The following is a 14,583-nucleotide window of genomic DNA, read 5'->3' on the forward strand; positions in this document are numbered from 1 at the left end:
AGGTTATACTATGGCTGATACAATTTTAAAAATTGAACATGTAAGTAAATATTATCCCGGTGTTACAGCCCTGAATGATGTCAGCTTTGAGATAAACAAGGGAGAAGTCAGGGCACTTGTTGGCGAGAATGGAGCTGGTAAATCGACACTGATCAAATGCATCATGGGCGTTGAAAGGCCGGATCAGGGGAGAGTATTACTAAACTATAATGGCAGTTGGATTGAAAATAAAAATGCACTTGAAGCGCAAGAACATGGAGTATTTGCAAACTATCAGAATGTCAATATTGCTCAGGATTTGAGCATTGCAGAGAATTACTTCCTCGGCAGACAGCCGAAAACAAAAATGGGTCTTGTAGACTGGCCACGTATGAAAGAAGACAGCCGCAAGATTATAGACAAATTTAAAATGAATGTAGATCCATCTAAAAAGATCAGTTCATTGCCGATCGCCATGCAGGAGATGGTGACAATCAGTAAGATTTCGGTCAATAATGATATCAGAGTCGTGATTTTTGATGAACCTACTGCATTACTTGAAAATGAAAAGGTTGAAATCCTTTTTAACTATATTAAAGAGTTAAAGAAACAGGGAGTGAGCATTATTTATATCTCACATCGGCTGGAAGAAATTATGGACATCTGCGATACGGTTACAGTATTGAAAGACGGTACGTATGTAGATACCAGACCGGTGAGCGAAGTCACCACAGATGATCTGATTACTCTGATGGTTGGCCGTAAGATGTCTGACATTTATAATATTAAACACTGTACGCCTGGAAAGGAACTTTTAAGGATTGAGCATTTTACGGATTCAAGGCACTTTACGGATATTAGTTTGTCAGTGCATGCAGGGGAAATCGTAGGCCTGGCAGGACTGGTTGGTGCCGGAAGAAGTGAAACCATGCGTGCACTCTATGGAGTAGAGAAACGTCTCAGTGGAGATGTTTATATCAAAGGAGAGAAGGTGGAGATAAAAAATCCATCTGAAGCCATGAGATATGGGATCGGCTTTTTGACAGAGGATCGGCGTGCTGATGGTCTGGCATTAGGGTTATCAATAAAAACCAATATCAATATGAACTCCTACGAGGAAATTTCCAAAGGACAGATTATTTCTCTTAAGAAAGAAAAAGATCGGGCCATGGATTATGCCAAGATGGTGAACGTTAAGACTCCATCTATAGACCAGCTTGCCGGTAATCTTTCAGGAGGAAATCAGCAGAAGGTGGTTATCGCAAAGCTGCTTTGCTTTAACCCGGATGTACTGATTTTTGATGAACCTACAGTCGGCGTTGATGTCGGTGCAAAGCAGGAAATCTATAAGATCATGGAAAATCTTACAACGCAGGGCAAGGGCATTATCCTGATTTCATCTTATCTGCCGGAGGTTATGGGGCTTGCAGATCGCCTGCTTGTGATGGCACAGGGCAGAATCACTGCCGATTTTACGTATGATGAAATCAAAACACTACATGAAGAGGACATTCTGCGAAGAGAGTCGCTTGAGGTAGCAGAAGCCAAAGAAGCATAGGAGGTTTACGATCATGGCAGAGAGTAAAGTAGGAAATAAAAAAACAACTAATATTTTTCAGCATACAGAATTTACACTGGGAGTCATTATCGTTGCTCTGTTTATCTTGGCATCCGTGGCAACCAAAAATTTCTTTTCACTTTATAATATTACCAATCTTTTAAAACAATGCGCCATCATTGGTGTTCTTGCCTGTGCACAGACGATGATCATTATTACAGGTGGCATCGATATCAGTGGCGGTGCAATTACCGGACTATCGTGTATGGCAATGGCAATCCTGCAAAGAGATACAAGCCTTCCGCTGGCGGTTACACTGTTGGTTGCGCTTGCAATCGGCACTGCCTGCGGCACTGTAAATGGTATTATCATTCACGATCTTAAGGTTCCGGCGATGATTGCGACACTTGGCACATCGACGATTATCCGTGGAATTGTCTTGATCATCAGTAATGCGTTGACAGTCAGCGGATTGAATAAAAGCCTGCTTGCCATGGGTTCCGCAAGCCTTGGCGGGGTTCTGCCGGCACTTGCACTGATCTGGATTTTGGTTGCAGCACTGGTGCTGTTTTTGCTTCGATATACGATCTTTGGACGTAATCTATATGTCATGGGGTCCGGCGAGGAGGTTGCCAAACTCAGTGGTATTCGGGTCAGAAAGATGTCGTATATGGTTTACGGACTTGCAGGTTTTATTTATGGCGTTGCTGGAATAATGCTTGCGGCTCGTGTACAGAGTGCACTTCCAACAGGTGGCGAGGGATATGATATGAATGCGATTGCCGCTGCTGTAATCGGAGGTTGTTCGCTCGCCGGCGGCCGCGGAAATGTCAGCGGTACAATTCTCGGTACGATTCTTATGGTTTTAATCAATAATGCCGGTGTTCAGTTTGGACTCAATACCCATGTGCTCGAGATTACCAGTGGTGTGCTGATCATCTTTGCCGTAACGATGGATATGATGAAAAACAGAAAGAAGGCCTGATAAAAAGCTTGACCAAAAAGAATTGACCTGAATTAATTTCTTAAAAATAAAAGATATTCATTGTTATCAACCACAATGGTTTTGACAATCGTTGTCGGCGGTTAACCTTTCAGATGTCCGGGGACTCTAGCTCCCGGACATTTTTGTTATTTAACAAGTATTCTGACCGTATATAAGGATTTTCGTTGTCTGTTTCAGGCCATCATCCCGAAATCCTTGTAAAAAAACAGAAAAGCCTTTACTATAAAATCAATAATAAAGTCAGTTGGAATCGGAGTCTACAGCACGTAGTAAGGAGAAAAACGACATGAAGCAATTTATGATGACAGGAATATGCGTTCTGCTGATCACAGGACTCCTTACGGGATGTTCTGCAGGGCAGAAAAACGCATCAATAGAGACAGCACAATCTGCACCGGCGGGTGAGGAGACAGCAGCGACAAATTCCTCGCAGGAATCTGTGAATGAAGCTGCATCACCAGCTCATCGGGAGGGCTCATCGGAAACGGGAGAGAAGGATCGTCTTGCAGCAGAGCCTCTTGCCATATATATGGACGTACAGTATCAAAGTGAAACTGCGGATGACGGCACTATGCTGGTAAGCGGTCATTATCCAAGGATCTGGATGGGCGGGGAGGATAGCAGATATGAAGCCTTGTCCCAGGCCATAACAGCGTATACTGAGAAGCTTGCGGAGAGCAATGCGCAGGAAATCGCTCAGCTAAAGGCGGATGCCGAGAGTGGAATGAAAGATGGCTGGTGGACGGAAGGAAGCTATTATACGTCCGAGCTCGATGCCAGGGTGATGCGGAGTGACAGCACTGTGGTCAGTGTCCTTGTCACTGCCAGCAGCTTCAGTGGAGGGGCACATCCAAATTATGGATATCAGGCTGTGAATTTTGATTCCCGGACCGGGACGGAACTGGAGCTTAACGATGTGCTGGAGGATGGTCAGCTTGACAATCTTCCAGAGATGCTTTCCACAAAACTTCTTGAGATGTACCCGCCGGAGACATTTTATGCATCCGCTAAGGACCTTGCCGGGACCATCCGGACGGCGCTTCTGGACACAGGTAAAGATGATGCGGAATCCGGTGGTGTTGCGTGGACGCTTGGCAATGACGGCATCCGGTTTTATTTTGCACCCTACGAGATTGCACCGTATGCAGCCGGTACGCAGATGGTAATGTTTCGATACGCGGACCATCCGGAGCTTGTGAAGCAGGAATATGTGTCTACTTCCTTGGATTTTATAGAGCCTTTTATGATGGATGTGCCCACGACCTTACCGGGGACCAAAGCGAAGGCGCTTAAGGTTTCGTATCTGCCTGGCGGAAGCAGTGATGAAGATGAGTATACTTTTACCATGACGCTTGGTGACAATACTTATACGGAAGACATTCACGGATATCATTTCGATCCGTATCTTGTGCATAAGGGTGAGAGAAATTATCTGTATCTGGAAGTTGGTGTCGAGAGCGACTGGAAATATCTTAAAATCTATGATCTCAATGGAAATCAAATCCTGGAGGCAAAGGAGTTTGATCGTGGGTTTCGATATGAGTCTCCGACGGATCCGGACCATATGGAGCTTGCCACAAGGACAGATTTGCTTTCCACCAACGGTGCCTGGCGGCGATATACGCTGGATGCAGCAGGGATGCCCAAAGAGATTGAGACCTATGATTATATCCAGCCGGATCTGGTGTCCAGTCTAACGACGCTTAAAGAGCTTAAGGCGGAGGTGCGGAGCTCGGAACAGGGTTCAGGCACAGAAGAGACGATTGCGGCGAGTACAGTACTGAACTTTTATGCCACAGATGAGGAATCCTGGGTTGATTTTAAGGATGCCGATGGCCACTTTATCCGTATTGCGGTAAGCAAAAATGATGGAGTTGACCAGATTGACGGAGTACCGGCGGAGGAGCTTCTGGATGGAATGATGTTTGCAGGATAACAAGATTATCATTATAAAAATCCGCAGACGGTTTTTGCCGGTGCCTTCCGGATATGATGTGGATGCGGAGCTTAAGATCCGGTATCTGTCGACAGCAAGTCCGATTGGAGAATTAGACGCTATCAAAGACATTCCGGCTTAAAAGTACAAAATGATACGCAATGATCTGATGAAACATACGAATGCAGAGAGTGAGACGGTAGGAAGCTATGACTGAACTACATAAAATACCCATACAAAAAATATCGATCAGTGAAATGGAACGTTATGTCCATCTGGGACACGCAGAGGATACAGAGGCTAAGACCGGAGTGACGGTACTGTATTTTCCGACTGGCGCAGAGGTCGGCTCGGACATCTCAGGTGGGGGACCTGCGTCCCGGGAGACACCGCTGACACATGCCATTACGGCGGATAATCCGATCAATGCGCTTGTGCTCGGCGGGGGATCTGCGTACGGTCTTGCCGCAGCGGATGGTGTCATGCGGTGCCTGGAACAGCATGGCATTGGCTATAACACCGGGGCGGCGCTGGTTCCGCTGGTTGTCCAGTCGTGTATTTATGATTTATCCTATGGCAGGCGGGACGTCCGTCCGAATGCCGCGATGGGGTGGAAGGCATGCGAATGTGCCTTGCAGGGAACCTCGGATGCCCATGGCAATGTTGGCGGCGGTACGGGTGCTACGGTTGGCAAGCTTGCCGGGATGAAACGGGCGCAGAAGTCCGGGCTTGGGATTTATGCCATACAGCTTGGCACGGTCAAGGTTGCGGCAGTGGTCATTGTCAATGCGGTCGGAGATGTCTATGACCCTGCTTCCGGAAAAAGGATTGCCGGGACGCATGATGAGAGCAGGTCAGCTCTGATTTCAGGTTCGGATCTCCTGCTCGAGTATGCGCTTCATGCAATGAAGAAGCAGAGTGATGCATCTGAAGCCAATGAAGCAGATTCGCAGACAGCATTGGAAAAAGAGGAGATGCAGGCAGCACCAGGAGAGGCAATGCGGGAGCATACCAATACAACCATCGGGGCTGTCATTACCAACGCGTCCTTTAGCACTGCAGAGGTCAACAAGCTTGCGTCGATGACCAGGACAGCCTATGCCAGATGTATCTGCCCGGTAGGCACAATGGGAGATGGAGACAGTATTTATTTTGCATCTGTCGGAGCTGTGGATAAACGGACGGTTAGGATGGATATCAACGCGATGGGTGTGCTGAGCTCGTATGTCATGGAGCAGGCGATCCTGGATGCGGTCAGATCATCGGAGATTCCGGATGAGGAATATCTTGCGAATCTTTGAATACGCAGATACTCTGCTTTGGATGGCGGAAGTAATGCACTTTCTGGTATGAAAATTTAATTGCTATGGAGGCAAAAGTTTAAAAATTAACTTTTGTATACAATGTTCATATTTCATGCTATGGTGAATGCATCAATTAAATATTCATTCATAGGAGGTTGTATGAGCAAGATCAACGTTGGTATCAATGGATTTGGAAGAATTGGCCGTATCATCCTTAGGAGTCTTGAGGAGAGGAAAGAGAATCAGATCAATATCTGTGCCATTAATCTGCATCATGCCAATCATGAGCAGATGGCGTACCTGCTGGAGTATGATTCCGTGTTTGGGCGTTTTAAGGGCAAGGTGGAAGCCACCGAGGATGGCATCCGTGTAAATGGCAAGGATATCAAGGTCTTCAGTGAGGATGATCCGGCGGATATTCCATGGGCGAGTGCCGGTGTAGAGTACGTGATTGAGAGTACCGGTAAGTTCCGCTCTAAGGAAGACTGTGCAAAGCATTTCAAGGGTGGCGCCAAGAAAGTGATTCTCAGCGCTCCGGGCAAGGAAGCAGATTTTCCGACCTTTGTTATGGGCGTGAATGAAGATACCTATGATCCTTTTACAATGAATATTGTTTCCAACGCAAGTTGTACAACCAACTGTCTTGCACCGCTTACCAAGGTCATCAATGACAGGTTTGGTATCGAGAAGGCATTGATGTCAACCATCCATGCGTCAACCTCCAAGCAGAAGCCGGTGGACTCCAATAGTGGTCGTGACTGGAGAACCGGACGTTCTGTGTTTAACAACATCATCCCTTCCTCTACCGGTGCTGCTAAGGCGGTTACCATGGTTATTCCGGAGCTTGCAGTGCGCATGACGGGCATGAGCTTCCGTGTACCGTGTAATGATGTTTCTGTAGTTGATCTTACGGCAGAGCTTAAGACCTCCACAACCTATGAGGAAATCTGCGAGGTGGTGAAGCAGGCGGCGGAGAGCAATATGCGAGGTGTGATTGAGTATAATACGGATGCATTGGTTTCAGGAGATATCCGTGGCAATTACAATACCTGCGTGTTTGATGCACAGGCAGGCATCATGCTGGATGACAAGTTTGTAAAGCTGATCGCCTGGTATGATAATGAGTGGGGATATTCTAATAAGGTAATTGATCTTGTGATTCATATGGCACTTACGGACCGGATTGCATTCCGGAATCAGAGCGGTGAGGGAGTGCCGACCGTTGCGGAAGCGCCGGAAGCGTAAAGCGCTGTTAGCAGGTAATATAAAGCTTGGCAATGTATCAGCTTCCTTTCATGTCAAAGGTGCCTGTGCTGCATGATTCTAAAATATGAAAATCATGTGCTGTGCGGCATATGGGACGGAAGTATACATTTATATAATTTATGTGATAGGGGGTGTCTGTGCGCGGACGCCCCTTTTGGCGTATAAGAGCATAAATGGGCGCGTATTTCAGGGCGTGCATGCGCTTACAGAATTTCACAGCAATTTAACGATATATTAACGGTGAATATGCTATAGTTTAGAAGATGTTTTTTACTGTAGCAACATTAAGTAGGAAAAGAACACGAGAGGAAGCATCAGGTTTAAAAATTCAGATACAAAGATTTGAGGGAGGGAGTTTTATGATCGATCAGACAAGGTTTCCGCTTTTTACTATGGTCAAGGCGGATCATGATGTAACAACCTATATCGGCGAGCAGAACAAGTCTATGAAGGCACTGCATTTTACAGAGCATAGCTTTGCACATGTCGGCATGGTGACGGAACGGACTTCGTATATTCTGGAGACGCTCGGCTATGATGACCATACCATTGACCTCGCACTGACGGCGGCCTGGATGCATGACATCGGGAATATCGTGAATCGCGTGGATCATTCGCAGACAGGGGCGCTGATGGCATTCACCATCTTAAACCGTTTGCATATCACTGCCGAGGATATTGCACCGATCATCTGTGCCATCGGAAATCATGACGAGGGAAATGGCGTCCCGGTCAGCAATATTTCAGCAGCATTGATTCTTGCAGATAAGTCGGATGTGCGCCGGAGCCGGGTGCAGGAAAAAGATGAGCATAAGTTTGACATCCATGACAGGGTCAATTACTCTGTGACGGATTCGGAGCTAAAGATCAACAAAGAGCACAGCGCCATCAAGCTGAAGCTCGGAATTGACACGCGGTACGGAGAGATCGGAGAGTATTTCGAGATCTTTATGGAGCGAATGCTTCTCTGCAAGAAAGCCGCAAATTTCCTCAAGATGGACTTCCACTTGATTATAAATGAACAGACACTGATGTAAGAAACAATCATCCGTGAGATACAATCATCCGTCCCTAGGAACTATCTTGGGAACGGATGATTTTTTTTACTTTTTTTGGCTTGCATTCATCCGGATCTTGTTTATTTCCTCATTTCGGATGAATCTCTGCTGAAATTTTTATAGAAAAGTCATCCGAAAGGTCTTAAAGGTAAAGCTTTCGGATGCCCTTCCCTGGATGCCCTTTATGAAAAATTCATGTGAAAAAGAGATAATCAAAGGAAACTGCAAAATTGCACAATACAACCATATATAAATGATACATACTATACAAACTTCCAATTCGTGGATTGACATTTTTGAGATATATCCATAAAATAACAACTGTAAACGTTAACGGAAACGTTTACAAAACAATTTACAGATAACTCATAGCTGATATTTGTTCATAATTAAATTCATCATATATTTTTAAGCATGAATTTCATATCAAGGAGGAAATGTTATGAAAAAGAGACAGGCAATGGCGCTTGGAATGGCAGCAATCATGCTGACTGGCTGTGGTGCATCATCATCGGCACCGGCTACAACGGCAGCAGCAGGATCCAGTGCTGCGGCAAGTACAGAGGCTGCTGCAGAGACAACGGCTGCAGCCAAGACAGAGACATCTGGCAGCGGTAAGGTTTATCTCCTTAACTTCAAGCCCGAAACCGATGAGCAGTGGCAGGAGCTGGCATCTACATATAATAAGCAGACCGGCGTTGAGGTTAATGTCCTCACTGCAGCAGATGGCCAGTACAACACGACACTTCAGTCTGAAATGGCCAAGACAGATGCACCGACGATCTTTAACATTGGTAATACGAGTGCTGCACAGACCTGGGACGATTATACCTATGATTTAAAGGATACAGATCTTTACAAGCACCTCACTGACAAGAGTCTTGCAGTAGAGTATAACGGCAAGGTTGCAGCCGTTGCCAACTGCTATGAGTCCTACGGCATCATTTATAACAAGACTATCCTTGATGCATACTGCGGTCTTCCAAATGCCAAGGCAGCATCCGTAGAGGATATCAATTCCCTGGATAAGCTCGAGGCCGTTGCCGATGATATCAATGGCAGACTTGACGAGCTTAACAAAGCGCTGGACGGTGCGTTTGACGTGACAGAAGCATTCGCATCCGCAGGACTGGACGACGGATCCTCATGGAGATTCTCCGGACACCTTGCCAATATGCCTCTGTACTATGAGTTTAAGGATGACGGCGTAGATGTGACTGCCGGCGAAGCTACGATTAAGGGCAAATACCTTGATAACTATAAGAGAGTCTGGGATATGTACGTAAGAGATTCTGCTGCAGATCCTAAGACACTGAACTCCGGTGCGCTCAATGCAGAGCAGGAATTTGGCATGGGCGAGGCTGTCTTCTATCAGAACGGTGACTGGGAGTGGTCCGCACTTACCAGCGGCGACAACGGTTATACCGTAACTGAGGATGACATCGACATGATGCCGATCTACTTTGGTGTAGATGATGCAAACGAGGGTCTGTGTGTCGGTACTGAGAACCACTGGGCTGTGAATGCAAAGGCTCCGCAGGAGGACATTGACGCGACACTTGCATTCCTGAACTGGGTGATCACAAGTGATGAAGGTCGTGACGCCATTACCAATGGCATGGCTTTGTCAGCACCGTTTGATACCTTTGAGGGTGAGTATGCTCCGACCAACAAGTTTGCTGCAACCAGTGCAAAGCTTATGAAGGATGGCAAGACCTCTGTAGCATGGTCCTTTAACGCAACACCTAACGTAGACGACTGGAGAGCTGATGTAGTTTCCGCTCTTACCGCTTATACAGATGGTTCCGGAAACTGGGATGCTGTTAAGACTGCATTTGTAGACGGCTGGGCTTCACAGTGGAAGCTTGCCGAGGAAGCAGCTAAGAAATAATCAGATAGCGTAAACCTTTTATTAGAGATTGAAATCTGACGTTATGGCATAACCATATAAACGATGTAAGAGGGTGAGTGAATGGATCTTCATTCGCTCACCCTCTTTCTGCTAATAAGACCCTGAGAAACCTTGACCAAGATCCCGAAGTATCTTGTCTGCCGGAAGCAGACTTGTCTTTTAGCAGAGTTGATCATTTTATCTATAAGGAGAAAAAATGAGCAGAACCATAAAGAAATACTGGCCGATTTTTGTGGCACCCACGATGGCAGCCTTTATGATCGGCTTTGTGATTCCGTTTTTCTATGGAATCTTTCTATCCTTCTGCAAGTTCACAACTGTGGTGGACTGGAAGCCGGTAGGACTTCAGAATTATACGAGGATTTTCTTTGTGAATGGCAAGCTGGACACAACCTTCCTGCATTCACTTTGGTATACGGCACTTTTTGCAGTTGTGACGCTAGTCATTATCAATGTAGTTGCATTTGCAATTGCGCTGGCACTGACCAAGGCAATCCGTGGAACCAACCTGTTCCGGACGGCATTTTTTCTGCCGAATCTGATTGGCGGTATCGTGCTTTCCTATGTATGGCTCATGATTTTTAACAGTGCGCTTGCAAAATATTCCATGACCATTGTTTCCACCCAGTGGACAGCATTCTGGGGCCTTGTATTGGTTGTCAGCTGGCAACAGATCGGATATATGATGATCATCTATATCGCAGGCCTCCAGGCGATCCCGGAGGATGTGATGGAAGCAGCTGAGATTGACGGAGCTACGGCATGGCAGAAGCTCTGGAAGGTAACCATCCCGATGATGATGCCATCCATTACCGTCTGCACCTTCCTTGCGCTGACCAACGGATTTAAGCTGTTTGATCAGAACCTGGCTTTGACCGGTGGTAATCCCGGCAAGATGTCACAGCTGCTTGCACTTAATATTTACGATACGATGTATGGAACTACCGGCTGGCAGGGTGTAGGACAGGCCAAAGCTGTGATCTTCTTTATCCTTGTCGCAGCACTTGCACTGCTTCAGAACCGTCTCACAAGAAGTAAGGAGGTACAGCAGTAATGAAACAGACAAAAGCAAAGCCTAGCAGTGGCAGAACATTAAAACACAGCGGATTTCTGACTGCCATTTTTGCGATTATCTCTCTTGCGTGGATCTCGCCGCTACTGATCGTTCTTTTAAATTCCTTTAAGAGAAAGGCGTATATTTTTAAAAATCCATTTGGCATTTCCACAGCCAGCATTTTTGATGGATTTGAGAAGTGGATGGCAGGGATCAGCAAGACCTTTGTGGGATTCTTGAACTACAGCAATGCGATCAAAAAGACGGATTTCTGGCACAGCTTCGGATACTCTTTGTTTATCACAGTAGGATCGGTACTTCTGATTGTCATCTGCTGCAGTATGTGCGCCTGGTTTATTACCAGAGTGCAGACCTGGTGGACCAAGCTGATTTATGTGTTCTGCCTGTTCTCTATGGTCGTGCCATTCCAGATGGTGATGTTTACCTTGTCAAAGTTCGCAAATATGCTGCATCTTTCCAATCCGGTCGGCATCCTTGTAGTGTACCTTGGATTTGGCGCGGGGCTTGCGGTCTTTATGTTCTGCGGCTTTGTTAAGTCTATACCGGTTGAGATTGAGGAGGCAGCCATGATCGATGGATGCAATCCATTGCAGGCATATTTCCTGGTGGTATTTCCAATTATGAAGCCGACAGTGATCACCGTGGCAATCCTCGACGCCATGTGGGTCTGGAACGATTATCTATTGCCATCGCTTGTATTAAATGTCAACAAGTACCGTACCATCCCGATTGCTGTACAATATCTTAAGCAGTCGCATGGCCAGATTGACTGGGGCGCTATGATGGCAGTGCTTGTCCTTGCAATTCTGCCGATCATTATTTTCTATATTGCAGCGCAGAAGTATATTATCAAAGGTGTGGCTGCAGGTGCAGTCAAGGGATAAAACAGGATCACTTGACGGATAGCAGCAGCGAGGCTGATGGAAAGAAAGGAATTTACATAAATGGTTACCATCAAGGATATCGCCGAGCTCTCCGGCTACAGTATCGGCACGGTTTCACGAGTGATCAACAATCATCCGGATGTGAGTCAGAAGGCGCGGGATAAAATAGACCAGGTGATCCGGGAGCAGAACTTCCATCCGAACTCCAATGCGCGGGGACTAAAGCAGGTACTGAATACCTCAATCTCCATCATCGTGCGAGGCTTCCACAATATGTTTTTTGAGGGGCTGCTGGAGCAGGTGCAGGCAGATCTCAGAGAAAACGGCGAGGAAGCAGAGGTTACCTTTTTGGATGAGAATGCGGACGAGGTGCAGGCTGCTCTTGAGATCCTGAGAGTCCGGAAGCCCAAGGGTTTTATTTTTCTGGGCGGAAACCTTGAGTATTTCCGGGCGGAGTACCCCGGCATTGATGTGCCTTCCGTACTTCTGACCAATACCACAGAGGAGCTTAAGCTTCCGGGACTTAGTTCATTTACAACAGATGACGAACGTGCTGCAGGAGAGGTCATTCGATATCTTGTGCGTATGGGACATCGTAAGATCGGTATTATCGGAGGATCTCAGAGCAGAACGGGAAGCCAGGTCGGTTACCGCAGACTGATGGGATGCGAGAAGGCATTTCAGGAGAGTGGCATCCCCTTTGACCTCAAGAAACAGTATGAACCATCCTTGTTTTCCATGCAGGGAGGATATGATGCAGCCCGGAAATTGCTCGACAAGGCGCCGGATATTACAGCGATTTTTGCAATCGGCGATACCATTGCGATAGGTGCGATGCGCGCGATCCGGGATCAGGGACTTTGTATCCCGGAGGATATTTCCATCATCGGATATGATGGGATAGAGGAGTCAAGGTTTATGATCCCGAGGCTTGCTACGATCCGGCAGGATACGGAAGCGCTTGCCATGCGGGCAGTGGAGGACCTTCTGTTCCGTCTCAATTACCGGCATCCGGTACGGCATGAATATGTGCCGTTTGAGCTCGTGGAGGGCGAGAGCGTAAGTATTATGGATGAAAGTCCGGAAATATGATAGAGTAGTAAGGGAGGCAGTTTATGGCAAGAAGTGCGGGCGTATTGATGCCGATTACATCTCTTCCATCCAAATATGGTATAGGGACGATGGGAGAAGCAGCCCGGAAATTTATAGATTTTCTGGAGGAAGCAGGGCAGACCTGGTGGCAGATCCTGCCACTTGGACCTACAGGATACGGAGATAGTCCTTATCAGGCGTTTTCCTCCTATGCGGGAAATCCTTACCTGATTGATCTGGATGATCTGAAAGACGCAGGATTGTTGGATACATCGGATTACACATCCGAGGACTGGGGAGCAGATCCTGAAAGAGTCGACTACGGACAGATGTATGAGCACCGCTTTAAGGTGATTAAGCTTGCGGTTCAGCGCTTTATGGAAAATCCGCCGGAAGACTATGAGACGTTTCTTAGAGAGGAGTCCGACTGGCTTCCGGATTATGCCTTGTTTATGGCAATTAAGGAAGAACAGGGCGGCAGATCCTGGCTGGAATGGCCGGAAGAGCTGAGACGCCATCAACCGGAAGCGCTGCGGGAGGCATCCGACCGGCTCGCGGAGAAGCTTACGTTCTGGAAGGTGATTCAGTATCTGTTTTTCAGACAATGGGAGCATCTTACGGAGTATGCGCATCAGCATCATGTCAGAATCATAGGAGATCTCCCGATTTATGTGAGTCCGGACAGCGCAGATGCATGGGCTGATGCAAAGCAGTTCCAGCTGGATCGGGACGGTAGACCTACGGAGGTCTCCGGATGTCCGCCAGATGGTTTTGCTGCAGATGGACAGCTCTGGGGCAATCCTCTTTACGACTGGGATTACATGAAAACACAGGGCTATGACTGGTGGATCCGCCGGATCAGGTGTCAGTTCAGACTGGTGGATAAGCTGAGGATTGATCATTTCCGTGGATTTGAGTCCTATTTTGCCATTCCCTATGGCGACAAAACAGCGCGGAACGGAGTCTGGAAAAAGGGTCCGGGTATGGATTTGTTCCGGGCCATCGGTCATGCGCTTGGCAAGGTGGATCTCATAGCAGAGGATCTTGGGTATCTCACGCCGGAAGTCATTCAGATGGTAAAAGACAGCGGATTTCCGGGGATGAAGGTGCTGCAGTTTGCATTTGACACGAGAGATACAGGCACAGGGTATTTGCCGTATCAGTACACTCGCAACAGCGTGGCTTATACCGGAACTCACGATAATGAAACAGTGAATGGTTGGATCGCCACAGCGCCCCGGGAGGATGTGGAGCTGGCGGAGCGTTACTTGCATCTTGATCCGATTGAGGGCGCCCACTGGGGATTTATCCGCACGGTTTACGGCTCGGTCTCGGATCTTGCGATTATCCCAATGCAGGATTTCCTGGGACTCGGACATGAGGCAAGGATCAATACACCATCTACTACGGGAAATAACTGGACATGGCGGGCTTCAGAGGATGCGTTTACACCGGAGCTTGCCCGGAAAATAAAAGACTTTACAGAACTCTACGGAAGGAAAGAGGTATAGAT

12 protein-coding genes are annotated in these 14,583 nt (G+C 47.1%); all 12 read left to right on the plus strand.

Annotated elements, in window-relative coordinates:
* Positions 1-10: 10 nt before the first annotated feature.
* The 12 genes from ACTNEN_RS02855 (at position 11) to malQ (ending at position 14,581) form a co-directional block, all read left to right on the plus strand.
* Positions 11-1,537, plus strand: a complete 1,527-nt coding sequence (locus ACTNEN_RS02855) for a sugar ABC transporter ATP-binding protein (RefSeq protein ID WP_441204563.1) — start codon at positions 11-13, stop codon at positions 1,535-1,537.
* 13 nt (positions 1,538-1,550) lie between these two features.
* A complete protein-coding gene (locus ACTNEN_RS02860; protein ID WP_441204564.1) occupies positions 1,551-2,522 on the plus strand; it encodes an ABC transporter permease in 972 nt (323 codons plus the stop codon).
* Between the two features lie 307 nt (positions 2,523-2,829).
* On the plus strand, positions 2,830-4,479 hold the full coding sequence (locus ACTNEN_RS02865; protein WP_441204565.1) for a DUF3298 domain-containing protein: 1,650 nt from the start codon (positions 2,830-2,832) through the stop codon (positions 4,477-4,479).
* Complete coding sequence (locus ACTNEN_RS02870; RefSeq protein WP_441204566.1) at positions 4,469-4,621, plus strand: hypothetical protein; 153 nt, start codon at positions 4,469-4,471, stop codon at positions 4,619-4,621. The genes ACTNEN_RS02865 and ACTNEN_RS02870 overlap by 11 nt, the downstream gene beginning before the upstream one ends.
* 115 nt (positions 4,622-4,736) lie before the next feature.
* Complete coding sequence (locus ACTNEN_RS02875; protein WP_441204567.1) at positions 4,737-5,780, plus strand: P1 family peptidase; 1,044 nt, start codon at positions 4,737-4,739, stop codon at positions 5,778-5,780.
* A gap of 162 nt (positions 5,781-5,942) precedes the next feature.
* On the plus strand, positions 5,943-7,028 hold the full coding sequence (gene gap / locus ACTNEN_RS02880; protein ID WP_441204568.1) for a type I glyceraldehyde-3-phosphate dehydrogenase: 1,086 nt from the start codon (positions 5,943-5,945) through the stop codon (positions 7,026-7,028).
* Positions 7,029-7,408: 380 nt separating this feature from the next.
* Positions 7,409-8,086 (plus strand): HD domain-containing protein, encoded by a 678-nt coding sequence (locus ACTNEN_RS02885; protein ID WP_441204569.1) that lies wholly within the window; start codon positions 7,409-7,411, stop codon positions 8,084-8,086.
* 463 nt (positions 8,087-8,549) lie between these two features.
* On the plus strand, positions 8,550-9,998 hold the full coding sequence (locus ACTNEN_RS02890) for an ABC transporter substrate-binding protein (protein ID WP_441204570.1): 1,449 nt from the start codon (positions 8,550-8,552) through the stop codon (positions 9,996-9,998).
* Positions 9,999-10,215: 217 nt separating this feature from the next.
* Positions 10,216-11,073, plus strand: a complete 858-nt coding sequence (locus ACTNEN_RS02895; protein WP_441204571.1) for a carbohydrate ABC transporter permease — start codon at positions 10,216-10,218, stop codon at positions 11,071-11,073.
* Positions 11,073-11,978: a carbohydrate ABC transporter permease gene (locus tag ACTNEN_RS02900; RefSeq protein ID WP_441204572.1), complete on the plus strand. Its 906-nt coding sequence runs from the start codon at positions 11,073-11,075 to the stop codon at positions 11,976-11,978. The genes ACTNEN_RS02895 and ACTNEN_RS02900 overlap by 1 nt, the downstream gene beginning before the upstream one ends.
* A 60-nt stretch (positions 11,979-12,038) precedes the next feature.
* Positions 12,039-13,070, plus strand: a complete 1,032-nt coding sequence (locus ACTNEN_RS02905; protein WP_441204573.1) for a LacI family DNA-binding transcriptional regulator — start codon at positions 12,039-12,041, stop codon at positions 13,068-13,070.
* Positions 13,071-13,093: 23 nt separating this feature from the next.
* Positions 13,094-14,581 (plus strand): 4-alpha-glucanotransferase, encoded by a 1,488-nt coding sequence (gene malQ / locus ACTNEN_RS02910; RefSeq protein WP_441204574.1) that lies wholly within the window; start codon positions 13,094-13,096, stop codon positions 14,579-14,581.
* The last annotated feature ends 2 nt before the right edge of the window (positions 14,582-14,583 follow it).

This window comes from Oribacterium sp. HCP28S3_H8, assembly GCF_052064775.1.
In the GTDB taxonomy this organism is placed as follows: domain Bacteria; phylum Bacillota; class Clostridia; order Lachnospirales; family Lachnospiraceae; genus Oribacterium.